The sequence below is a fragment of the Streptomyces sp. Ag82_O1-12 genome (genome assembly GCF_900182715.1).
GTDB classification, from domain to species: Bacteria; Actinomycetota; Actinomycetes; order Streptomycetales; family Streptomycetaceae; genus Streptomyces; species Streptomyces massasporeus.
In genome coordinates this window covers 6,843,437-6,866,831 of sequence record NZ_FXUW01000001.1, presented here as the reverse complement: position 1 = coordinate 6,866,831, position 23,395 = coordinate 6,843,437, and the positions used below count along the sequence as shown (strand labels likewise).

20 protein-coding genes are annotated in these 23,395 nt (G+C 71.2%); 15 read left to right on the top strand and 5 right to left on the bottom strand.

Translation table 11 applies throughout. The features are described from left to right. Nucleotides 1-66 precede the first annotated feature (66 nt). Both QOL88_RS31305 and QOL88_RS31300 read right to left on the bottom strand, forming a co-directional pair. Complete coding sequence (locus tag QOL88_RS31305; RefSeq protein WP_097221629.1) at nucleotides 67-1,386, bottom strand: radical SAM protein; 1,320 nt, start codon at nucleotides 1,384-1,386, stop codon at nucleotides 67-69. Nucleotides 1,387-1,527: 141 nt separating this feature from the next. Continuing rightward, entirely contained in the window at nucleotides 1,528-2,535 is a 1,008-nt protein-coding gene (locus QOL88_RS31300; RefSeq protein WP_097223260.1) for a hydroxyacid dehydrogenase, read from the bottom strand. Nucleotides 2,536-2,707: 172 nt separating this feature from the next. On the opposite strand from QOL88_RS31300, the gene QOL88_RS31295 reads away from it, so the two are divergent. Beyond that, entirely contained in the window at nucleotides 2,708-3,970 is a 1,263-nt protein-coding gene (locus tag QOL88_RS31295) for a D-arabinono-1,4-lactone oxidase (protein ID WP_097221628.1), read from the top strand. A 362-nt stretch (nucleotides 3,971-4,332) separates the two neighbouring features. On the opposite strand, the gene QOL88_RS31290 is transcribed toward QOL88_RS31295, so the two are convergent. Then, nucleotides 4,333-4,683 carry a helix-turn-helix transcriptional regulator gene (locus QOL88_RS31290; RefSeq protein ID WP_097221627.1) on the bottom strand — a complete coding sequence of 117 codons (351 nt, stop codon included), beginning with the start codon at nucleotides 4,681-4,683 and terminating at the stop codon, nucleotides 4,333-4,335. Nucleotides 4,684-4,911: 228 nt separating this feature from the next. Here QOL88_RS31290 and QOL88_RS31285 point away from each other — a divergent pair, with 228 nt between their 5' ends. The 10 genes from QOL88_RS31285 (at nucleotide 4,912) to QOL88_RS31240 (ending at nucleotide 16,562) form a co-directional block, all read left to right on the top strand. After that, on the top strand, nucleotides 4,912-5,601 hold the full coding sequence (locus tag QOL88_RS31285) for an ANTAR domain-containing protein (RefSeq protein WP_257027941.1): 690 nt from the start codon (nucleotides 4,912-4,914) through the stop codon (nucleotides 5,599-5,601). A gap of 185 nt (nucleotides 5,602-5,786) precedes the next feature. Further along, nucleotides 5,787-7,031: an ROK family transcriptional regulator gene (locus QOL88_RS31280; RefSeq protein ID WP_097221625.1), complete on the top strand. Its 1,245-nt coding sequence runs from the start codon at nucleotides 5,787-5,789 to the stop codon at nucleotides 7,029-7,031. Between the two features lie 220 nt (nucleotides 7,032-7,251). Continuing rightward, nucleotides 7,252-8,514, top strand: a complete 1,263-nt coding sequence (locus QOL88_RS31275) for an ABC transporter substrate-binding protein (protein WP_097221624.1) — start codon at nucleotides 7,252-7,254, stop codon at nucleotides 8,512-8,514. Between the two features lie 20 nt (nucleotides 8,515-8,534). After that, nucleotides 8,535-9,500 carry a carbohydrate ABC transporter permease gene (locus QOL88_RS31270; protein WP_097221623.1) on the top strand — a complete coding sequence of 322 codons (966 nt, stop codon included), beginning with the start codon at nucleotides 8,535-8,537 and terminating at the stop codon, nucleotides 9,498-9,500. Continuing rightward, a complete protein-coding gene (locus tag QOL88_RS31265) occupies nucleotides 9,497-10,381 on the top strand; it encodes a carbohydrate ABC transporter permease (protein ID WP_097221622.1) in 885 nt (294 codons plus the stop codon). The genes QOL88_RS31270 and QOL88_RS31265 overlap by 4 nt, the downstream gene beginning before the upstream one ends. A 12-nt stretch (nucleotides 10,382-10,393) precedes the next feature. Further along, on the top strand, nucleotides 10,394-13,267 hold the full coding sequence (locus QOL88_RS31260) for a glycoside hydrolase family 2 TIM barrel-domain containing protein (RefSeq protein ID WP_097221621.1): 2,874 nt from the start codon (nucleotides 10,394-10,396) through the stop codon (nucleotides 13,265-13,267). Between the two features lie 126 nt (nucleotides 13,268-13,393). Continuing rightward, nucleotides 13,394-14,389, top strand: coding sequence for an ABC transporter ATP-binding protein (locus QOL88_RS31255; RefSeq protein ID WP_097221620.1), 996 nt, complete (start codon nucleotides 13,394-13,396; stop codon nucleotides 14,387-14,389). A 1-nt stretch (nucleotide 14,390) separates the two neighbouring features. Then, on the top strand, nucleotides 14,391-15,194 hold the full coding sequence (locus QOL88_RS31250; protein ID WP_097221619.1) for an ABC-2 family transporter protein: 804 nt from the start codon (nucleotides 14,391-14,393) through the stop codon (nucleotides 15,192-15,194). Nucleotide 15,195: 1 nt separating this feature from the next. Further along, complete coding sequence (locus tag QOL88_RS31245; protein ID WP_179879013.1) at nucleotides 15,196-16,002, top strand: ABC transporter permease; 807 nt, start codon at nucleotides 15,196-15,198, stop codon at nucleotides 16,000-16,002. Then, nucleotides 15,999-16,562 (top strand): hypothetical protein, encoded by a 564-nt coding sequence (locus tag QOL88_RS31240; protein WP_097221618.1) that lies wholly within the window; start codon nucleotides 15,999-16,001, stop codon nucleotides 16,560-16,562. Before QOL88_RS31245 ends, QOL88_RS31240 begins: the two co-directional genes overlap by 4 nt. A gap of 12 nt (nucleotides 16,563-16,574) precedes the next feature. On the opposite strand, the gene QOL88_RS31235 is transcribed toward QOL88_RS31240, so the two are convergent. Further along, nucleotides 16,575-17,882, bottom strand: coding sequence for an MFS transporter (locus QOL88_RS31235; RefSeq protein ID WP_097221617.1), 1,308 nt, complete (start codon nucleotides 17,880-17,882; stop codon nucleotides 16,575-16,577). 311 nt (nucleotides 17,883-18,193) lie between these two features. Between QOL88_RS31235 and QOL88_RS31230 the strand changes: the two genes are divergently transcribed. The 4 genes from QOL88_RS31230 (at nucleotide 18,194) to QOL88_RS31215 (ending at nucleotide 22,397) form a co-directional block, all read left to right on the top strand. Then, entirely contained in the window at nucleotides 18,194-18,949 is a 756-nt protein-coding gene (locus tag QOL88_RS31230; protein ID WP_097223258.1) for a nucleotidyltransferase domain-containing protein, read from the top strand. A 118-nt stretch (nucleotides 18,950-19,067) separates the two neighbouring features. Beyond that, nucleotides 19,068-20,387: a jacalin-like lectin gene (locus tag QOL88_RS31225; protein WP_097221616.1), complete on the top strand. Its 1,320-nt coding sequence runs from the start codon at nucleotides 19,068-19,070 to the stop codon at nucleotides 20,385-20,387. Nucleotides 20,388-20,818: 431 nt separating this feature from the next. Next, nucleotides 20,819-21,409 carry a TetR/AcrR family transcriptional regulator gene (locus QOL88_RS31220; RefSeq protein ID WP_097221615.1) on the top strand — a complete coding sequence of 197 codons (591 nt, stop codon included), beginning with the start codon at nucleotides 20,819-20,821 and terminating at the stop codon, nucleotides 21,407-21,409. After that, on the top strand, nucleotides 21,402-22,397 hold the full coding sequence (locus QOL88_RS31215; RefSeq protein ID WP_097221614.1) for an aminoglycoside phosphotransferase/kinase family protein: 996 nt from the start codon (nucleotides 21,402-21,404) through the stop codon (nucleotides 22,395-22,397). Before QOL88_RS31220 ends, QOL88_RS31215 begins: the two co-directional genes overlap by 8 nt. Here QOL88_RS31215 and QOL88_RS31210 read toward each other — a convergent pair. Then, nucleotides 22,394-23,269, bottom strand: a complete 876-nt coding sequence (locus tag QOL88_RS31210) for an isocitrate lyase/PEP mutase family protein (protein WP_097221613.1) — start codon at nucleotides 23,267-23,269, stop codon at nucleotides 22,394-22,396. The genes QOL88_RS31215 and QOL88_RS31210 overlap by 4 nt on opposite strands. Nucleotides 23,270-23,395 lie beyond the last annotated feature (126 nt).

Genomic DNA, 23,395 nt, shown 5'->3' with positions numbered 1-23,395 from the left:
TACGGGTGCGGCCACCACGCGACTCAATGCCGTACCGCGAAAAGGCACGACGTCATCGAAGTGTTATCAAACGGCGGTGGGTTCGTCGGCCGGGAGGCTGTCCATGAAGGAGCTGACCGAGAAGACCGCGTTGCCGGCGCCGGGCGGGCCGTAGCCGGGAGGCGAGGAGAGGCCGAAGTCCTCCATGGTCTGCCGGTAGGCCTGGAGCAGGCGGATGTGGTACTCCAGCGGCGCGCCCTGCGGGTTGGCCTTGCCGAGGGGCGTCGTGGGCTCCGGGCACCAGGTGGTGAAGCGGGGCGTGATGCCGTGCGACATGAAGAACCGCAGGCCCTCGGTGGTCGACGCGATCGCCTCGTCGACCGTCTTGAAGCCGAACGGCTCCGCCATCTCGACGCCCGCGACGAAGTTGGGGATCACGTTGCGCGCCCCGAACACCTCGGCCGATTCCAGGATGCGCTTGTGCCACACGTCCCGGCCGACGTACCGCTCCTTGCCCGGGCAGAACATCTTGAAGAGGTACTCGTCCCACACCTCGTAGTTGGGGTGGTAGATCTGCACGCCGTAGTCCTTGAACCGCTGGACGTCGTCGCGCGGCAGTGCCTGGGCGACCACCTTGCCGATCCAGCGGCCGGGGAAGCGCTCCTCGATGGCCTTGGCGTAGTGGCCGTAGAAGTCGGCCTCGTCACGGCCGGAGACCGTCTTGGTGATGGCGCCGCCGGTGAGGGTGTACGCGGTGGAGGCCTTCGCCGTGTCGTAGCGGTCGATGATCTCCAGGGCCTCCAGCACCTCCTCGACGTCCTTCACGCCCGTGTAGGGCCGGCCGGCGGCCTTGTGCTGGCGCCAGTTGTGGTTGATGTCGCAGTACTGGCACTCCTCCTTGGCGCCGAAGTACTGGCAGACCCGGAAGACGGTCAGGTAGATCAGGTAGCCCCACTGGATGGTCGGGGCGACCTCCATGACCGACTTCCCGTTGGCGAGCGTGTGCCGGTAGTACTCGGGCATCGGCGGCACCCCGACGTCGGAGATCCGCTTGCCGTCGAGGTACAGGCCGAGCACGCCGTCGTCGTTCGCGGCGACGCGGTACGGCGAGGTGGGGTTCACGCGGACCGAGACGACGGTGCGGCGCAGGTCGTAGGGGCCGCCGGTGAGGATGATCTCCTCGGGCGGCCGGCGCAGCGCGGCCTCGCCCAGCTCGGGCAGGGTGCCGTGGTCGAAGGAGAAGATGAAGTACGACTTCGGCTTGACCTCGCCGCCCTCGTTGTCGCTGAGCGCGGACGGGTCGAAGGCGACGCCGCCGCGGAGCAGGTCCTCCTTGAAGACGGCTTCCCGCGGCACGTGCGGGAACCGCTCCATCAGATCCTCGACCAGCGCGGTTCGGCTGCCCATCCCGTGTCTCCTCCCGGTTCGGACGTACGACTCCTCACGGTATGCCCACGGGTGCGCGGGGCGGGTACCGGGTCCCCCCGAACCGGGAGAATGCCTTGTTCGTGGAGAATGCCCCGTTCGTGACGTATGGCCGGGGTGCTGTCAGGCTTCGCGGGCCAGCGCCGCCCAGTCGACCGCGTACGCCGGCTCCTCCCCGGCCAGCAGCCGCTCCGCCTCTTCCGCGACCGCCAGGCCGAGCCGTGCCAGCTCGTTGCCCTGGGAGCCCGCGAGGTGCGGGGTGACGAACGCGCCGGGTAGGTCGTAGAGCGGGGAGTCGGCGGGGAGCGGCTCCGGGTCGGTGACGTCGAGGATCGCGGTCAGGCGCCCGGCGCGCAGCTCCGCCACCAGGGCGTCGTGGTCGACGAGCGGGCCGCGCGCGGTGTTGATCAGCACGGCGCCGTCGGGCATCAGGGCCAGCTCGCGGCGGCCGATCATGTGGTGCGTATCGGGCGTCTCGGGGGCGTGGACGGTGACGACGTCGGACGTGCGCAGCAGTTCGTCCAGGGGCAGCAGGGGGACGCCGAGCGCCGCGGCCTGCCGTTCGTCGACGTACGGGTCGGTGAGGACCGGCCGCAGGTCGAAGGGGCGCAGCAGTTCGAGGACGCGGCGGCCGATGCGGGAGGCGCCGATGACGCCGACTCTTCGGCCGTGGTTGCCGATGCCGGGGATGACGCCCCAGCCGGTGGAGGTGCGGGCCGTGCGCATCCGGTCGCGGGCGGCGAGGACGTCCTTCCCGGCGAGCAGGATCATGGCGAGGGTGTACTCGGCGACCGGCAGTGCGTTGGCGACGGCCGCCGAGGAGACGGCGATGCCGCGCTCCCGGATGCCGGGGCCGGCGAAGGACTTCACGGAACCGGCCGAGTGCAGCACCGCCCGCAGCCGGGGTGCGGCGGCGAGGACCGTCTCGTCGAGCCGGGGGCAGCCCCAGCCGGTCACCAGGATCTCGGTGCGGGCCAGCGTGTCGAGGACGCGCGGGTCGGTGAAGTCCTCGGCGACGAGGTCCGGATCGATGTCCACGGACGCGCGCAGCCGTGCCAGCACCTCGGGCGGGAAGACCTGCGGAACGTTCTCGGCGGTCATGGCGAACAGGGCCTGGGGGCGCTGGCTCAAGGAGGTGACCTTCCGGCTCGGCGGCACATCGGGAGGCTGAAGAGGTAGAAACCGCTCTCTACAACCTCTCCACGGTAGGCCCAGCCGGGCGGCAGCGGCAACGGACATCGGGCCGGGGTAGGTTCCGGCCGGGGGCTTCCCGGTCCCCGCTGCCTCGGGGAAGGACGACGCGATGAACGGGACCGTGACCAACTGGGCGGGCAACATCACCTACGCGGCCAAGGAACTGCACCGGCCCGGGTCGCTCACCGCGCTGCGGGCGCTCGTCGCGGACGGCGACCGGGTGCGGGTGCTGGGCAGCGGGCACTCGTTCAACGAGATCGCCGAACCGGGCCCCGCGGGCGTCCTGCTGTCACTGGCCGACCTGCCCCCGGAGGTGGACGTCGACACGGCGGCCCGCACGGTCCGGGTCGGCGGCGGCGTGCGCTACGCGGAACTGGCCCGCCGGGTGCACGGGCAGGGGCTCGCGCTGCACAACATGGCGTCCCTGCCGCACATCTCGGTGGCCGGGTCGGTGGCGACCGGTACCCACGGTTCGGGGGTGCTCAACGGGCCGCTCTCGGTGTCCGTGCGCGAGGTGGAGCTGGTCACGGCCGACGGCTCGGTGCTGACCATCGGCCGGGGCGAGGAGCGGTTCGGCGGGGCCGTCACGTCACTCGGCGCGCTGGGGGTCGTCACCGCGCTCACCCTGGACCTGGAGCCGGCCTTCGAGGTCGAGCAGCACGTCTTCACCGAACTGCCGCTGGAGGGCCTGGACTCCGGGGTGTTCGAGACGGTGATGGCCACGGGGTACAGCGTCAGCCTGTTCACCGACTGGCGGGAGCCGGGCTTCCGGCAGGTGTGGCTCAAGCGGCGCACCGACCAGCCGCTGCCCGCCTTCCCGTGGGCCGCTCCCGCCACGGAGAAGATGCACCCGGTGCCGGGCATGCCCGCGGTCAACTGCACCGAGCAGTTCGGTGTGCCGGGGCCGTGGCACCAGCGACTGCCGCACTTCCGGGCGGAGTTCGTCCCGAGCAGCGGGGCGGAGCTGCAGTCGGAGTACCTGCTGCCGCGCGGGCACGCGGTGGAGATGCTGCACGCGCTCGACGCGATCCGGGAGACCGTCGCACCCGTCCTGCAGACCTGCGAGGTGCGCACGGTCGCCGGTGACGACCAGTGGCTCAGCCCCTCCCACGGCCGGGACACCGTCGCGGCGCACTTCACGTGGGTCGAGGACACGGAGGCGGTACTGCCCGTGGTCCGGAGGGTCGAGGAGACGCTGGAGCCCTTCGGGGCGCGCCCGCACTGGGGGAAGGTGTTCACCGTGCCAGCGTCCGCCCTGCGCGAGCTGTACCCGCGACTCGGCGACTTCCGGGCACTGACGCAGGAGCTGGACCCGCGGGGGAAGTTCGCCAACGCCTTCGTACGAGGGGTGCTGGCGGGGACGGAAGCGTAGGCGTACGCGAGGGGGGGGCAGGAGTGGGGGCGGGGGCTGCTGCCGCACTGAGAGCGAGGGTTGCCCCCGCCGGGGGCGGGAGCTGCCCTTGCTGAGGGCAGGGGCTGCCCGCACCGGGGCGGGGGACACCTGAGCCGGGACAGACAGGGACTGCCCGCACGGGAGCAGGGGCGCTGCCTCCGCCAGGCCGGGCATTACCCACACCGAAGGCGGGAGCCACGCCCCGGAGGCGGTACTGCCCGAGCCGAGGCGGCACCTGCCCGCTCCGGGACTGCATTTGCCCGCAACAGGCCCAGGGCCGCCCCCGCCCAGGTCGGGGAACGCATGCGCCGGGGCAGGGACTGCCCGCGCGCCCCCGCCGGTCAGGGCGCCGTGCGCGGGAGGCCCCGGGTCGCGGAGGTCGTGACGCGGGCGGCCTCGTCCTGGACGAGCAGGGACATCAGGGAGGCCACGGTCAGGCCCGCCTCGGCCGGGTGGCGCAGCACCTTGCCGGGATCGATTCGGTACGTGTTGGTGCGCCCCTCCCGGGTGTGGGAGAGGTATCCGTCCTGTTCCAGGTCGGCGATGATCTTCTGCACGGCTCGCTCCGTGAGCCGGCAGTGGGCCGCGATGTCCCGGATCCGAGCACTGTGATTGTCGGCAATGGCGGCCAGCACGCGGGCATGGTTGGTGAGGAACGTCCATCCGGTGTGTGGCTCGGGCACTCCATCCATGCCCCAACTCTAGCGACAGAACATTCACGCACCCAAAAACACGTACTTCGTTTCATGTATCGATTGACGGGTGTGGGGTAGAGGGGCAACGCTGGAAGCGGAGGCAAGGCGAACGGAGCAAGGGAGAACAGGGCCATGCCGGAGCCTGCGTACTCTGCGCGGTCTCACCCGCAGGGGCACGCCGCACCCACGGTGGTCGACAGTGCGCCGGCGGCGATCCCACCCTGCATGGCAACCATGGACGTCGTCCCGGACGGCGACCGCATGACCGTGACGATGTGGGGTGAACTGGACCTGGGCGGCCGGCGGTTGCTCCCCGAGCTGTACGACATGCTCACCCTGTCCGGCACCGGTCTCGACCTGCGCCTGGACGCGGTCGGCTTCTGTGACTGCTCCGGCCTCAACGCGCTGCTGGATCTGCGCACCCGCGCGGTCGACGAGGGCAAGACGGTCACCATCCGGTCCTGCGGCATCGCGGTCGAGCGCCTGCTCGACCTGACCGGCACGCGGGAGCTGTTCGCGGACTCCGGCCGACCCGAGAGCGCCCCGCCCCCGGCCAGGCCCGCCTCGGACCCGCCGGAGGAGGACGGCCAGGACCTCCGCGCCGAAGTCACCCAGTTGCGCCGCGCCATGCAGACCCGGCCCACCATCGACCTGGCCCGCGGCATCCTGATGGCCTCCTTCAGCCTGAGCCCCGAGGCGGCCTGGAGCGTGCTGGTCAGGACCTCCCAGAACACCAACACCAAGCTGCACCACCTGGCCCAGGACCTGGTGGGCACCGTGCGCGGCACGACGCTGCCGGAGCAGGTGCAGCAACAGCTTGCCGCCGCGGTCGCCGGAGCGAGCCGCCCCGGTGAGCCGGCGGGGTACCCCGCGGACGCCCCCGTCGAGGACCGGGACCGCACCGCGGGAGACTGACCCACCCGCACTGAGGCATCATGAGCAGGCCAAGCCCGGAGCTCACCGGTCCGCAGCAGGCGGGCACTTTATAAAGCCCCTTTCCAAACCCCTTGTCGAAAGTCCCGGCAGACCATAGCCTTGCGCCGCGCCGGTGCCGACGTCGAACCGGCCCGGCCTGGTCTGGGAAGGAATGGGGCACCCCGGTGAAGCGCACATCACGTGACATCCGCACCGCGAACCGCTACGAGGTGCTGCGCCAGATCATCGCGGAGTCACCCACGTCCCGGCAGGAGCTGGCGGCTGCCACCGGCCTGAGCCTCGCCACGGTCGCCACCCTCGTCGGCGAGCTGCTCGACCTCCGCATGATCACCGAGGTCGGCTTCGAGGACTCGGCGGGCGGCCGCCCCCGGGGCCTGGTCGCGGTCAACAGCTCGGGCGGCGCGCTGATCGGCGTCGACATCGCCGAGACGTACGTCCACGTCGAGCTGTTCGACCTCGGGCTGAACGTGCTGGCCCGCGCCGAGGAGGACGTCCGGCCCAGCGAGAGCCTGCCCGAGCAGGTGGTGGGCCATGTGGCCACCGCGGTCGGCTCGGTGGTCACCCAGGCCGGCATCGAGGGCGCCCGGGTGCTCGGGGTCGGCGTCAGCGTGCCGGGGCAGGTGGACCGCGCGACCGGCACCTCGGAGTACGCGCCCAACTGGGACTGGCACGACGTACCGCTCGTCGAGCTGCTCACCGAGCACATCGCCTACCCGCTGTACCTGGACAACCCCCTGCGCGCCAGCGCGGTCGCCGAGCTGTGGTTCGGGGCCGCGCGCGGGCACGGGAACGCCGTGGTGGTCAACCTCGGCACCGGCGTGGGCGCCGGTCTCGTCCTGGGCGGCGGACTGCACCGCGGGGTCAGCAACAGCGCCGGCGAGTGGGGCCACACCACGATGGTGCTGGACGGACGCCTGTGCCGGTGCGGCAACCACGGCTGTGTGGAGGCGTACGTCGGCGCGCGCGGCATCATGCTGAACCTGCGCGAACTCAGCCCCGACAGCCCGCTGCTGCACGCCGAGGACCAGACGGCGACCATCGACGCCCTGGCCCGCGGGGTCGCGGCGGACGACCCCGTGGCGCGCCGGGTCGTCCACGAGACCGCCCGCTACCTGGGCGCCGGCGTCGCGGACCTGGTCAACCTGTTCAACCCCGAGATCGTCGTGCTGAGCAGCTGGGTCGCCCGCACCCTGGGTGAGCCGCTGCTGCACGAGGTGCGCGAGGCCGTGACCCGGCACGCGCTGCCACGGCCGCTGGCCGCCACCGAAGTCGTCCTCTCCCCGATCCCCACCGACCCGGTGTGCCTGGGCGCGGCCACGTTCGCGCTCGAAGGCGCCCTCCAGACCGTCGGGCAGAAGAACGGCAAACGCGCCGCCCCCGTGAGGAGCCGTACCACCACACCTTCGTAGCGGCGGAACCAACTCCTCCGCACCCCCCACGCGTTCGAAATCGCGAACCGGACACAACGCTTCGCACAGACTTCGTCCAACCCCTTGCCGAAGCCTTAGCCGAAGCTCTAGCGTCCCGCACCGCACCTCTCTTTGAGCCATCTGGCGCGAGCCCCCGGGCCGTGAGCCATCAGGCAGTGAGCCGCAGAGCCGCAGCCGCACTCGAGACAAGGACGTCAGCATGTCGGCATCGAGCAACATGAACTGGGACCGCCGAAACGTACTGCGGGCCGCGATGGGCCTGGCCGCCGCGGGCGGACTCGCCGCGTGCGGCAGCAACACCGGACGGGGCAGCGGAGGTTCGGGCGACGGCCTGGTCCAGTACTTCCACGCGTACGGCGAGGCCGGCGTCGAGCAGGCCGTGAAGCGGTACGCGAAGGACTACAAGGACGCCAACGTCACCACGCAGTGGATCACCGGCAACAACTACGAGCAGAAGCTCTTCGCCGCGCTGCTCACCAAGAACGCGCCGGACGTCTTCGAGTTCCACCCGCAGATCCAGCTCGTCAAGAGCGGCCAGGTGGCGGACCTGACCGACATCATCGAGCCGGTCAAGGACGACTTCAACCAGGCCGACATCAAGTCGCACACGGTCGACGGCAAGATATACGGCGTCCGGATGATCGACGACCCGCAGTTCCTCTTCTACCGGCCCTCGCTGTTCAAGAAGGCCGGAGTCGAGGTGCCGACCACGCTGGAAGAGCTGATCGAGGCCGCCGACAAGCTGACCACCAGCAAGGTCAAGGGCATCTTCCTCGGCAACGACCTGACGTCGATCGACCGCCCGCTGATCTGGTCGGCCGGCGCCGACACGCTCACCGCGGACAACAAGCCCGCCTTCAACACCGACGCCGTCGCCGAGGGTCTCAAGCAGCTGCGCGGCCTGTTCACCAGCGGCAACCTGCTTCTCGACGCCCCCGCCGACTCGTGGGACCCCTCGGCCTTCATCCAGGGCCTGACGGCGATCCAGTGGTGCGGCATGTGGGCCATGCCGGCCATGCAGAAGGCGCTCGGCGACGACATCGGCATCTTCCCCTTCCCGAAGGTCGGTTCGGCCGGCAGGCAGTCGGTCTACAACGGCGGCTGGTCGATGTTCGTCAACGCCAAGAGCAAGAACGTCGAGGCGGCCAAGGAATACGTGAAGTGGCTGTGGATCGACCAGAAGAAGTACCAGGAGGACTTCGCCACCTCCTACGGCTTCCACATCCCGCCGCGCACCTCGCTCGCCCAGTCCGCGAACAAGCTGGATTCCGGCCTGCCGGCCGAGGGCGTCAAGCTCTTCAACGAGTTCGGTCACTTCGACAACATCGGCTGGACGCAGGCCATGATCGCCGCGTTCTGGGACGTGATCGCCAACACCATCCGCAAGGACGGTGACCCCAAGGCCCAGCTCGACGCCTGCGAGAAGAAGGTCAACGCCGAACTCAAGAAGCTCTTCGGATAGACCACCGGACGGATCTCGACATGTCGACCACCACCACGCGCGGGGTCGCCCAGCCCGCCCCGGCCAAGGTCTCCAAGACTCGGCCGCGGCGGGGTCTGAGGGCGAGCAGCACCTTCAACTTCTGGCTCTTCACCGGGCCGTTCCTGATCGGCCTGGTGATCTTCGTCTTCGTGCCGATCGGCTGGAGCATCTGGCTCAGCTTCTTCGAGGCGCGCTTCACCGTGACGCCGAGCGAGTTCGTCGGCTTCGACAACTACAAGCAGATCCTCACGGACACGAACTTCCGGAATTCGCTGGTCACGTTCACCGTGTTCGCCGCGTTCATCGTGCCCGCCACCTGGGCCCTCTCGCTGGGCCTGGCGCTGCTGGTCAACCGGCTGCGGTTCATGCGGGCGTTCTTCCGGTCCGTGTTCTTCCTGCCGACCGCGGTCAGCTACGTCGCCGCCGCGCTGATCTGGAAGATGTCCATCTTCAACGGCGTCCGCTTCGGACTGGCCAACACCGTCCTCGGCTGGTTCGGTGTGGACAACATCGCCTGGCTGGCCAACCCCGACCCGCCCTGGTACTGGCTGGTCATCGTGACCGTCCGTCTCTGGCTCCAGTCGGGCTTCTACATGATCCTGTTCATCGCGGCGCTGCAGAACATCCCGCGGGAGCTGTACGAGGCCGCCTCCATCGACGGCGCCAAGCCCGGCTGGCAGACCTTCCGGCACATCACCCTGCCCCAGCTCAGGGCCACCTCCACCGCGGTGATCCTGCTCCTGCTGGTCGCCGCGTACCAGGCCTTCGACGAGTTCTTCAACCTGCTCGGCAAGGCCACCTGGGGCCAGCCCCCGCTCGTCGAGCTCTACAAGATGGCCCTCGGCCAGAACCAGAACTACGGCGCGGGCAGCGCGGGCGCGGTCGTACTGACCCTGCTCATCTGCGTCGTCACACTGCTCCAGGGCAAGATCATGGGCTTCGGAAGGGGTGAGGAGTCCAAGTGACCACCACGGCACCCGACATCACCAAGGCGACGAGGCCGGCCAAGGCCAAGCGCGGCGGCGGCGTCATGGGCAGCACCGGTCTGTACATCGCGACCGGCGTCGCCGCCCTCCTCTTCCTGGTCCCCTTCTATCTGATCGTCCGCAACGCGCTGATGACGGACCCTGAGATCACGGGCGAGACCTGGAAGTGGTTCCCCACGTCCATCCAGTGGGGCAACATCACCGAGCCGTTCGACGACGTCACCGTCGACTTCGCGCAGTCCCTGTGGAACTCCGTGGTCGTCGCCGTCCTCCACACGGCGGGAATCCTGCTGATCTGCTCGATGGCCGGATACGGTCTCGCCCGCATCCCGTACAAGCACGCCAACAAGGTGTTCTACGCCGTCCTGGTGACCCTGATGGTTCCCACGGCCGTCACCTTCGTGCCGAGCTTCGTGCTGGTCTCGTCCCTCGGCTGGGTCGACAGTTACCGGGGTCTGATCATCCCGGGGCTCTTCAGCGGTTTCACCTGCTTCCTGTTCCGGCAGTACTTCCTGGGGTTCCCGAAGGAGCTCGAGGAGGCGGCGCGGGTGGACGGGCTCGGCTACTGGGGCGCGTACTGGCGGATCGTCGTACCCAACTCGCTGAACTTCTTCGCCGCCATCGCCACGATCACCTTCATCAACGGCTGGAACGCCTTCCTCTGGCCCCTGGTCATCGGACAGGATCCGAGTGCCTGGACAGTCCAGGTGGCTCTGTCGTCGTATATGACGAACCAGACCGTCAACTACCACCTGATCTTCATGGCCACGGCCATCTCGATCCTGCCCCTGATCTTCGTCTTCCTCTTCCTCCAGCGCTGGCTGGTCCAGGGGATCGCACAGACCGGCATCAAGGGCTGAGCTAGGAGACCGATGTCTTTCCGCACGACCCCATCCGTCGACTACGTCGAGGACGTCTCCCCGGGCAGCGGTGCCCTGCCGCCCCGCGCCTGGTACGCGACCTCGGACGCGCGGTCCCTGTCGCTGAACGGCAGCTGGCGTTTCCGGCTCTCGGCCACCGCCGGCGCAGAGGACGACTCGTTCGCCGAGGAGGGCTACGACGCCGGGAACTGGGCCGAGGTCACGGTCCCCGGGCACTGGGTCCTCCAGGGCGACGGGGCGTTCGGCTCCCCGATCTACACCAATCACCTCTACCCCTTCCCGGTGGACCCGCCGTTCGTCCCGACGGAGAACCCCACCGGTGACCATCTGCGCGTCTTCGACCTGCCGTCCGACTGGCCCTCGGACGGCGGGGCGGTGCTGCGCTTCGACGGGGTCGAGTCCTGCGCCCGCGTCTGGCTGAACGGCACGGAGCTCGGCGAGTTCAAGGGCTCCCGCCTCGCGCACGAGTTCACGGTCGGCGCGTTGCTGAAGCCGGGCTCCAACGTGCTCGCCGTGCGCGTGCACCAGTGGTCGGCGGGGTCGTACCTGGAGGACCAGGACCAGTGGTGGCTGCCGGGCATCTTCCGTGATGTGACGCTGCTGCACCGTCCGTCCGGCAGCGCCGGCGACTTCTTCGTGCACGCCTCCTACGACCACACCACCGGTGAGGGCACCCTGCGCGTCGACTCCGAGGTCGACGGCCGGGTGACCGTGCCGGCCCTGGACATCGATGTCGCGACCGGCGAGCCGGTGACGGTCGCGGTCCAGCCGTGGACCGCCGAGACGCCGAAGCTCTACGACGGTGTGCTGGTCACGGACGGGGAGCGGGTGCCGCTGCGGATCGGTTTCCGTACGGTCGTCCTCGAGGACGGGCTGATCAAGGTCAACGGAAAGGCGATCCTGTTCAAGGGCGTCAACCGGCACGAGTGGCATCCCGAGCACGGACGCGCGCTCGACCTGGAGACCATGCGCGAGGACGTGCTGCTGATGAAGCGGCACAACCTCAACGCCGTGCGCACTTCGCACTACCCGCCGCACCCGGCCTTCCTGGACCTGTGCGACGAGTACGGCCTGTGGGTCATCGACGAGTGCGACCTGGAGACCCACGGCTTCACCGAGCAGGACTGGCGGGACAACCCGGTCGACGACGACCGCTGGACCCCGGCCCTGCTGGACCGTGCGGCGCGCATGGTCGAGCGGGACAAGAACCACCCGTCGATCGTGTTCTGGTCGCTGGGCAACGAGGCCGGCACGGGCCGCGGGCTCACCGCCATGGCCGAGTGGATCCACGGTCGCGACCCCGAGCGGCTGGTGCACTACGAGGGCGACTGGAACTGCCGCGACACGGACGTGTACTCGCGGATGTACGCCTTCCACGACGAGGTCGAGAAGATCGGGCAGCAGCTCGACGGCGGCACGCACAGGCGCCGCGAGCTGCCCTTCATCCAGTGCGAGTACGCGCACGCGATGGGCAACGGCCCGGGCGGACTCGCCGACTACCAGGAGCTGTTCGAGAAGTACGAGCGGCTCCAGGGCGCCTTCGTCTGGGAGTGGATCGACCACGGCGTCCGGCACGCCGAGCTGGGTTACGCCTACGGCGGTGACTTCGGCGAGGAGCTGCACGACGGCAACTTCGTGTGCGACGGGCTGGTCTTCCCGGACCGGACGCCGTCTCCGGGCCTGATCGAGTACAAGAAGGTCATCGAGCCGGTCCGCATCGAGGGCGACGGCGCCAACGGCATCGTGCACGTCACCAACAAGCAGGACTTCGCGGACCTGTCCGCGCTGGCCTTCGAGTGGTCGTGCCAGGTGGACGGCGAGACCGTCGAGTCGGGTTCGCTCGCGGTGCCGGCGCTCGCGCCGGGCGAGAGCGCCGAGGTGAAGCTGCCGGAGCCGCCCGTGGACGGCCGGGGCGGCGAGCGGCAGTGGACGGTGCGGGCGCTGCTCGCGGACGACACGTCCTGGGCCGCGAAGGGACACGTGGTGGCCTGGGGCCAGCTCACGGCAGGGGCGCGGCCGCTGCCGTCCTTCCCCGCGACCGACCGGCCCGTGCGGGACGGGGGCCGGATCACGCTCGGGCCGGCCGGGTTCGACGGCCGCACCGGTGCGCTGCTCTCGATCGGCGGGGTGGAGGTCGGCGCGACGCCGCGGCTGGACGTGTGGCGGGCGCCGACCGACAACGACGACGGTGCCGAGTGGCAGACCGACACCCGCTACGGGACGCTGTGGCGCACGCTCGGCCTGCACCGGATGCGGCACCGCCTGGTCTCGGTCGAGGCGGGCGACGACGCGCTGACCGTCCGGACCCGGGTGGCACCCGCCGCCCGCGAGGTGGGTCTGGACACGGTGTACCGCTGGACGTCCGACGGCGAGCGGCTGCGGCTGACCGTGTCCGTGACGCCTCAGGGCGACTGGACGGTGCCGCTGCCCCGGCTCGGTGTCCGCTTCGGACTGGCGGAGGCGGACCGGGTGGAGTGGTTCGGCGGCGGTCCCGGCGAGGCTTACCCGGACACCGGCAAGGCGTCCATGGTCGGCCGCTGGCAGTCGACGGTGGACGGGCTGCAGACGCCGTACGTCCGTCCGCAGGAGAACGGTGCCCGGGCCGACGTCCGCTGGGTGGAGCTCGGCGGTCTCAGGATCGAGGGTGACCCGGAGTTCTGGTTCACGGCGCGGCGCTGGACGACCGAGCAGCTGGACGCGGCCCGGCACCGCACCGACCTCACGGCCGGCGACACGGTGTGGGTCAACCTCGACCACGGGCAGCACGGCATCGGCTCGCAGTCCTGCGGCCCGGGTCCGCTGCCGCAGTACTTCCTGAAGGCGGAGCCGGCGGAGTTCTCGTTCGTGTTCTCGACCACCAGGTAAGAAGGACGATTAATCGATTGACTGATTGATCGACATTTCGAGAGTGTCGGGATGTCATCCGCGGCCGGTCGGCCCTCGTGCCGACCGGCCGCCGCTGTGTTCACCGCAAGGGAGTTGGTGGGTCAGTTGAGTGTCGCCATCGAGGTCCGCGGGCTGTCCCGTACCTTCCACACCACCGTCCGCCGCCCCGGCTTCACCGGCGCCGTCCGTTCCCTGGTCAACCCCGAGCGGGTGGCCAAGCACGCCGTATCCGACATCACCTTCGACGTGGCCGCGGGCGAACTCCTCGCCCTGCTCGGCCCGAACGGCGCCGGCAAGTCCACCACCATCAAGATCCTCACCGGCATCCTCACCCCCACGTCGGGCGAGGCCCGGGTCGCGGGCGTGGTGCCGTACCGGGAGCGCGAGCGCAACGCCCGGAACGTGGGAGCGGTGTTCGGGCAGCGCACCCAGCTGTGGTGGGACCTGCCGGTGCGCGAGTCGTTCGCGATCCTGCGGGACATCTACGAGGTGCCCAGGGCCGAACACGCCGCCCGGCTGAAGGAGTTCGACGACATTCTGGAGCTGTCGTCGTTCTGGGACACCCGGGTCCGCCACCTCTCGCTGGGCCAGCGGGTGCGCAGCGATCTGGCCGCCGCCCTGCTGCACGATCCACCGGTGGTGTTCCTGGACGAGCCGACCATCGGCATGGACGTGGTGGTGAAGGAGCAGGTGCGGGAGTTCCTGCGGCACCAGGTGGAGCAGCGCGGCCGTACGGTGCTGCTGACCACGCACGACATGACCGAGGTCGAGCGGCTCGCCGAGCGGGTGGTGCTGGTCAACCACGGCCGGCTGATGCTGGACGGCTCGCTCGACGAGATCCGCCGGAAGTTCGGCTCGACCTGGCAGGTGCGGGCCACGCTGGCGGATCCGCACGCCGAGGTCGTCCCGCCGCCGGGCACCACGCTGCTGCGGCACAGCGGCGGGCAGGTCGTCCTCGGCCCCGACGGGCCGGACGCGCCCACCGTCCAGCAGGTGCTGAAGGCGGTGATCGAGCGGTTCGAGGTGACGGACATCGCCCTGGACGAGGCGGACCTCGAGGACGTGATGCGGGCCGCGTACGCGCATGCCGGGGAGGTCTGACGTGGCCATGCTCCATGCTTGGCGCGCCGCCCGGGTCACCCCGCTCGGCGAGCTGAACGCACCGCCCCGGATGACCGCCGTCGCCCTGCGGCTGGCCGTGCAGGTGGTGCTGGTCTGGTCGCTGTGGAGGGGCCTGTACGCGCAGACCGGCACGACCGCGGGGCTGAGCCGCGACCAGGCGATCACGTACGCCGTGCTGGCCGTACTGGCCTCCCGGCTGAGGGAGTTGGACCAGTACGCGGGCCGGGACACGGTCCTGCAGCACATGCACTTCGGCACCATCGTGTACTGGTACCTGCGCCCGCTGCCGCCGCAGCGCTACTACGCCCTGCGGGCTGCCGGAGAGCAGCTGTACGGGCTGGCGTGGGCGCTGACGGGGTACCTGATCTGCCTGGCCGCCGGTGTCGTCGAGCCGCCCGGATCGCCCGCGGTGGCCGGGGTGTTCGTGCTCAGCATGCTGCTCGGCCAGTGGGTCCTGTACTACGTCATGCTGATGCTCGACCAGTTGTGCTTCTGGACGGTCCGCAACACCGCGGCGATGCTCATCCTGCTGTTCGCGCAGAACCTGCTGTCCGGGGTGTACGCGCCGCTGTGGTTCTTCCCGGACTGGTTCGTGACGATGAGCGCGTTCCTCCCCTTCCAGGCCACGCTGAGCGTGCCGTTGTCGCTGTACGTGAGCCGGATCCCGTTGTCCGACGCGGCGTTCCAGCTCTCCGTGCAGGCCGCGTGGGTCGTGGCGCTGGCGTTGTTCACCCGGTTGCTGTGGCGGCGGGCCGCCCGGCGCGTGATCTCGCAGGGAGGCTGAGATGTCGTTGAAGGCTCTGCGGATCGTGTGGCGCGTGACGGCGCTCAACTTCCGCGCGCAGATGGAGTACCGCACCGAGTTCCTGCTGATGATCGCGATCGGCGCGATCTGGCAGGTGTCGGTGATCGTGTTCGCGACGGTCCTGCTGTCGCGGTTCGCCGGGATGGGCGGCTGGGACAGCTCCGACGTGCTGCTGATCCCGGCGACGCGGATGCTGGCGCACGGGCTGTTCGTGCTGTTCCTGGGACGCATGCACTGGGCAGGCCGGCAGATCCAGGAAGGCCGCATCGACATCTACCTGATGCGGCCGATGCCGGTCCACCGCCAGATACAGCTGGCCTTCTTCCCGACCAACGCCATCGGGGACCTGACGGTGGCGGCCGGCCTGATGGTGGGGGCGCTCTCCCGCAGCGATCTGGACTGGACGACGGGCCGGACCACGTACCTGGTCGCGGCCGTTCTCGGCGGCATGCTGCTGGAGGCGGCCTTGTTCACGGTCGTGGCCAGTGCGTCGCTGCGCTTCCCGGCCGCCGACATGTGGGGCCGCTGGCTGGAGGAACTCCTCGGCACCTTCGGCAGCTACCCCCTGAACGTCCTGCCCAAGGCGGTGGGCGGATTCCTCACCTTCGGCCTTCCGCTCGCCTTCGTCGCCTACTTCCCGGCAGCGGTCCTGACGGGCCACGGCCACTCGACGGGAGTCCCGTACTGGCTCGCGGCGGCCTCGCCGCTGCTCGGGCTGCTGGCGTACCTGGCGGCGCGGGTGCTGTGGAAGTGGAGCCTGCGGCACTACAGCGGGATCAACGGATGAGCGCGCAGGAATACGCCGCCGAGGCCGTCGTGTGGAACCGGCTGGCCGGGCTGCTGCCGGAGGCGGGCGACCGCGAGGAGGTCCAGGCGTGCTGGGACATCGGCGAGCAGGAGGCCGGTCTGGAGCTGCTCGTCGACCGGCTGCTCGGGCAGGGCGCGGGCATCGAGGAGTCGGCCCGCGCCGAGCTCGCCGTGATGGCCGAGCAGTGGAGCGAGTGGGACTGGCTCGGCGCACGGATCGCCGCCCTGCCCCACGTCGGCGAGGAGACGGGTCGGCCGCGTGTGCTCCCGGACGGGGTGGAGGAGACGCGGCCCGCCGGATTCGTACTGCCGGAGCACCCGCTCGCCCGGGCGGTGCTCGTTCCGTGGATCGTCTGCGCGCCCTGCGAGCGGGTGCTGGCCCGGGCCCACCGGCGGGAGGAGTGGGGCGCCCTGTCGTTCCTGGCGGAGGGATACGTCGTGTTCGGGCCCGGCTTCGCCCCGGTGGCCTTTCCCCGGGAGGAGCCCGGGGCGGCCTGGGACGCGCTGGCCGCCCTGCGGTACGGCTGCGACCGCGGGTGAGCCCCGGCCGGGTCAGGACCGGCCCGCCCCGCGGATCGGGGTGAGCAGGGCCGTCGCCGCGAGCAGGACGCACGTCGCTCCGGCCGCCAGGGCGACCGGGGCCGTGCCCTGTTCCTCGGCGGCCCAGGTGAGGACGGCGGCGCCGACGGGGGCCGCCGCGTAGTGGAGGGTCCAGAACGCGGAGGTGACCCGGCCCAGGAGGTGTTCCGGGGTCACCTCCTGGCGGAGCGACATCGAGCAGGTGCCTCCCATGGCGGCACAGGCGAGGAAGGCGGCGCTCAGGGCCGCGACGACCGGCACGTCCCGGGCCCAGCCGAGACCGGCGAACGCGAGGCCGCAGCCCGCGACCGAGCAGGTCCACGTCGGCCCGAAGCCGAGGCGGCGGCGGATCCCGGCCACGAGCAGGGCGCCGGCGATGGTGCCGAGCGCACCGGCCGCCATGACGGCGCCGACGGTGCCGTCGTCGTGCCCGAGGTCGTACTTGAGGTGGTAGATGACCAGGTCGTTGAGGCCGAGAGTGAGGAAGCTGAAGACGAACAGCAGGACGGTGAGCGAGCGCAGCACGGGGTGGCCGCGGAGGAAGGCGATGCCGGTGCGGAGGTCCTGCCACAGTCCGGTGCGCCTGCCCGGCCGTTCGTCCGGAGTGCGGGAGCGGAACCGTACGAAGAACAGGCACATCGCCGACACCCCGAAACTGGCCGCGTCCACGCCGACGGCCGCGGCCGGGCCGGACCACGCGGCGACGAGCCCCGCGCACAGCGGCCCGAGGACCCCGGCCGCGGCGGCCGTCGCGTTCAACCGCCCGTTGGCCTCGGTGAGTTGCCCGGTACCGACCAGTGCGCGCACGACCGTGACGTAGCCGACCGCGAACAGCATGCCGACGGCCTCGCACAGCGGCAGCACCGCGTACAGCAGCCAGATCCGCGGACCGAACAGCCACACCAGCGGGATCACGCCGTACAGCGCCATGCGCACCAGATCGCAGGCGATGAGCAGCCGGCGCCGGTCCACCCGGTCCACGACCGCCCCGGCGAACACCGCCGCCACGACGGATGCCGCCCCGCCCACCGCGGTCAGCAGCCCCATCCGGGCGACCGAGCCGGTGGCCTCCAGGACCAGCAGGGGCAGGGCGATCAGCGCGAACGAGTCACCGAGCACGGAGAGGGTCTGGGCGGCCCAGAAGATCCCGAAGTCGCGCTGCCGCCACAGCGGGCGGGCGTCGCGTAAGCCGTCGTCGGCGGCGCCCGAGGGCCTGCTCCCGGGCCCGCCGCCGGGTTCGCCGCCGGGTTCGTCCGCGCGCCGTCCCGCCCCGTGCGTCATGCAACCTCCCCCGTCGCCGATGCACGGCAACCCTACGGCCGTGGGCGAAAAGCGGTACCGGCGGGCGGTGCGGGCGGGGTAGCGTCCGCACCGTGAGCTGATCTCTCCCGCGGTGTCCCGGACACCGCAACCGCCGCGGAACGGACCCGCACCGCGGGCGTTCCCCCCCCCCCCCCCCCCCACGTTCCGAGCGTTCCGCAGGGTTCGGAGCGTCGTCGCGCCTTTCGTGCTTCGTCGCGTCTTTCGTGCTTCGTCGCGCCTTCCGAGCGTCATCGCATCTTCCGCAGGGAGAGATCACCGTGCACATCGCCATGGGCAGCACTCCTGACGACACACTGGCCGCCTTCCTCGCACGGGCGGCCGAGGATCCCGCGGTCGCGGGGCTGGTCCTCAGCGGCTCCCGGGTCCACGAGGGCATGCCGACCGGCCACTCCGACTACGACCTGCACGTGATCCTCCGGGACCGGCACGCCTCCGAGCTCGCCGGGCTGGACTGGTTCCGCTCCGCCCACCTCGACCTCGTGGTCATCGAACTGGCGGAGTTCCGCGTGCGCGGCATGCCCGGCCGGCCCGACCACTTCGCGCGCTACTCCTACGTCCACGCCGAGGTACTGCTCGACCGGCTCGACGGCACCGTCGCCCGGATCCTCGACGAGAAGCGGACCCTCGGCGCCGACGAGGCCCGGGACGCCGCCGCCGGCCGGCTCGACGCCTATGTCAACCAGGCCTACCGCTCCCTGAAGAGCTACCGCGACGGCCGCCCCGGCCTCGGCCACCTGGACGCCGCCGAGACCGTCCCCCACGCCCTGGAGGTGCTGTTCGCCCTGCACCGCCGCGTCCGGCCGTACAACAAATACCTGCGCTGGGAACTGGAACGGCAGCCGCTGGGCGATCCCCGATGGAGCGCGGACCGGCTCCTGCCGGTCCTGCGGCGGCTCCTGGGCGACGGCGACCCGTCCACCCAGCGCGCGCTCTTCGCCGGGATCGAGGGGGCGGCGCGCGAGGCCGGACACGGCGGGGTCCTCGACTCCTGGGGCGCGGATCTGGACCTCCTGCGTCACTCCTGACGCCGGGACGTCTCCCACTGTTCGCGCGGTTCCCCTTGCGCACCAAGGGCGTTGCCCTCGAACCTGAGCACCGTTCACCTTTCTCTCTCCCCCGCCTCTCCGACCGGAGACACTCCCCATGAAGAGACTGATCGGCACCGTCGTGGCCGCCGCCCTGGCCGTCACGGGCCTGGCCACCACCAGCGCGACACCCGCCGTCGCCGCGGACTCCGGCTCCTTCAGCGTCCTCACCTACAACGTCGCAGGCCTCCCCGAGGGCCTGAGCTCCGGCAACCCGGCGAAGAACACGCCGCTGATCTCGCCACGCCTCGGGGCGTACGACATCGTCAACGTGCAGGAGGACTTCAACTACCACGCCGCCCTGTACGCGGGCGACGACCACGCCTACCGCACCGCGACCAGCGGCGGCGTTCCGTTCGGAGACGGCCTCAACACGCTCTCGGACCATCCCTTCGAGGACTTCCAGCGCGTGAAGTGGAACAAGTGCACCGGCACCAACTGCCTCACCCCGAAGGGCTTCTCGCTGGCCCGGGTCCGGCTCGCCGAGGGCGTCTTCCTGGACCTCTACAACGTGCACACCAACGCGGACGACACCGACGACGCGCTCGCCGCCCGCCGTGCCAACGTCGAGCAGCTCTCCGACTTCATCCAGGCGAACTCGTCCGGCAACGCGGTGATCGTCATGGGCGACACGAACACGCGGTACACGCGCTCCGGCGACAACATCCGCACGCTCGTGAGCGAGAACGGCCTGACCGACGCGTGGGTCCAGCGCGTGAAGGGCGGGACGCCCCCGGCCCAGGGCGGTGCCGCGCTCGTCTGCCCCACCACGGCGCCGCCGGACGACTGCGAGGTCGTGGACAAGGTCCTCTACCGAGGCAGCAGGCTGCTGAGCCTGAACGCGACCCGTTACAGCAACGCGTGGGCGTCCTTCCTGGACTCGGCCGGCGGCAACCTCTCCGACCACTTCCCGCACGCGGTCGACTTCTCCTACACGCTCGATCCGTCGCTGCGCGCGAGCGACTTCTTCGGCGGCCCGCACGGCACGGCCTTCAACGACGCGGACGACCTGCCGTCCGTCCCGTCCCCGCGCACGCTCACCCTGCGCGGCGGCGCCCGCCTGGACGCCGTGTCCCTCACCCACGACGGCGGCACGACACTCACCCACGGCGGCACGGGCGGCACCGCGGCCTCCCTGACCCTGGCCGCGGGTGAGCACCTGACCTCAGTCGAGCTGACACAGGGTCAGAAAGACGGCCGTACGCGTCTGTTCTCGGCGTCGTTCACGACGGACCGCGACCGCACCCTGTCCGCCGGCACGGCCACGTCCGACACGAGGACCTTCACGGCCCCCTCCGGCCGGCAGATCGTGGGCTTCACGGGCCGCGCGGGCGACGGGCTGGACAAGCTGGGGGTGGTGTACGCGCCGATCCGCTGAGCGGGTCGGACCGACGGCAACCGGTCGAAGGGGCCGGGGCCGACGCGCGCAGGAGCTGGTGGCGGTGGGGTGTGACCCGTGGGGCCGGGACCCATGCGGCGTGACCGGTGGGGTGTGACCCGTGGGGCCGGGACCCATGCGGCGTGACCGGTGGGGTGTGACCCGTGAGGCCGGGACCCATGCGGCGTGACCGGTGGGGGTGTGACCCGTGAGGCAGGGCCCTCGCGGCGTGACCGGTGGGGGTGTGACCCGTGAGGCCGGACCCGCGCGGCGTGACCGGTGGGGGTGTGACCCGTGAGGCAGGGCCCTCGTGGCGTGACCGGTGGGATACGGCGTCCGCACGCCCTCACCGGCGGCTACGATCGCTCCCAGCTCCCGTGGGCCCTGACCGACGACACGGCCCCTCTTCGAGAGGTGACCCCGAACCCCCCATGCCCAGAGCCGGTCTCACCCCCGAGCGCCTCGTCGCGGCAGCGGCCGACCTCGCCGACGAGGCCGGGTTCGAGGGCGTCACCCTCTCCGCCCTGGCCCGTCGCTTCGGGGTGAAGGACGCGAGTCTGTACACCCACGTCCGCAATCTGCGGGACCTGCGGATCCGGATGGCCCTCCTCGCCGGTGGCGAGATGATCGACCGGATCGCGGAGGCGGTCGAGGGCCGGGCGCCCGGCAGGGACACGCTGGCCGCCTTCGCCGCCGCCTACCGGGCCTACGCCCTGGAGCACCCGGGCCGGTACGCGGCGACACAGCTCCGGATCGACCCGGAGCTCGTCACCGACTCCCCCGCGATGCGCCGCACGGCCGACGTCACCTACGGCATGCTCCGCGCCTACGGCCTGGAGGAACCCGACCTGACCGACGCCGTGCGCCTGCTGCGCAGCACCTTCCACGGCTACTGCGCCCTGGAGTCCACCGGCGCCTTCGGCGCGCCCCGTGACGTGCAGGTCTCGTGGGACAGGGCGATCGACGCCCTGCACGTACTGCTGCGGAACTGGCCCAGCGAGAAGAGGACACCCGATGGCTGATCACGCCCGATCCGACGACACCGCCGGCGCCATAGCCGAGACGCACTCCCTCGGCAGCGGCCCCTGGACCCTGACGCCCGTCACCCGGGGGGCCCTCGGCCAGATCTGGAAACTCTCCGGAAGCGGTTGCTCGTACGCCGTGAAGGAACTCCTCTTCGGATGTGACCCGGCCCAGGTGGCCCGCGAGGCGGCGTTACGGGATTCCGCGGCCGCCCTGGGCATCGCCTCGCCCCGGCTGCACCCCGACCGGCACGGCGCGCACGTCTCCCGCCTCGACTCCCCGGGCGGCGGAACCTGGGTGAAGCTGTACGACTGGATCGACGGCGAGCGGGCGGACCCCGGCGACCCAGACGTCCTGGACTGGTTCGGCCGGACCATGGCCCTGCTCCACCAGGCCGGTGAGGGAGCCGTCGAGACCCCGGACGACTGGTACGAGCGGTGCCCGGACGACGCCGGCTGGGAGGACGTCCTCAAGAAGGTGCGCGACGCCGGCCTGCCGTGGTCGGCGGAACTGGACCGGTTCATCGCCACGACCGCGCCTCCACTGGCCCACTGGGTGACCCCGTCGGCGTCCGGCGGCCTGGTGACCTCCCACCTCGACCTCCAGCCCCAGAACGTCCTGGCCGGCCGGGACGGACCGGTCCTCCTCGACTGGGACAACGCCGGACCTGTCGGTGCGGAACGGGAGTTCGCACGCGCCCTCTTCGTCTGGTCCGGCGGCAACCACGTGGACATCGCCTCCGCGCGGCGCCTGGCCCGGGCCTACCGCGAGGCCGGTGGCCGAGCCGTTCTCACCGGCCCGGAGTCCTTCTCGATGCTCTTCGCCACGGCCCTGAACTACATCCACGTGCAGGCCGAGACCTCCGTCGACCCCGCCGTGACCGCCGCACAGCGGGAGTTCGCGGCCCGCCAGACCGTGGCCTGCCTGCGCACCGTGCCCGACCTCGCCGCCGTCTCCCTGCTGGTCGCCGCGCTCGACACCCCCTAGATGCGCTGTCCCGGGACGCCCCCGTGGGCCGCACCGGTGGTGTGTCTCGTGGGCGGCTGCCCCCGGCCGGGCGCGCGACCCGGTGCGGCGAGCCCCGCCACCTCCTCGTACGACGGTGTCGCGCCCGTCGGTACCCGGCCCGAGCGGAGGTCCGCCACCGCCTCCAGGGCCGCGCCCAGCGCCCGCCGGTACAGCAGCGAGCCTAGGCTGATACGGCTCACGCCGATGTCGGCGAGGTGGGGGACGGTGGGACCGCCGGGTGAGTAGAGGACGTTGAGGGGCACGTCCAGGTGGCGTACCAGGGCCTCGATGGCGTGCAGGTCGGTGAGGCCGGGCACGAACACCCCGTCCGCGCCCGCCTGTCGGTAGGCGTCGAGGCGTGCGAGGGTGCCGTCGCCGTCGCCCAGCCAGTGGGTGTCGGTGCGGGCGTTGACGAACAGGCCGGGAGCGGCCCGCTTGACCGCCGCGATCTTCGCCGCGTGGCGGGCGGCCGGTCCGAGTCCGTCCTCGAGGTTGATGCCGACGGCTCCGGCGGCGTACAACTCCTGCGCGAACCGCGCCACTTCGTCCGGGTCGTCGCTGAATCCGCCTTCCGCGTCGACGGACAGCAGGAACGGCTCGGACCCCAAGGCCGTGGCCAGCCACAGCGTCTCCTCCCGGGTCGCCGCCGCCCCGTCGGGGAGACCGGCGGCCGCGGCGACACCCAGGCTCGTCGTCCCGACCGCGCGGAACCCCTGCCCCGCCAGGGCCCGGGCGGACGCATGGTCCCAGGCGTTGGGGAGGAGCAGGGGCTCCCCGGCGTGGTGCAGGCCGGCGAAGGCGGTGGCGGCTGCCGCCGGGCCGGACGGCTTCTGCTGCGGATCTGCGCTCATGCCACCACGCTAGGCCCGGCTCGCTTCGGCGCGGACCGAAGTACGGCGGCCGTCGGCGAACGGGAGGAGCAGACGGAGCGCGGTCCGAGCGCGGGACGAGGGCGGTCGGAGCACGGTCCCGGTGCG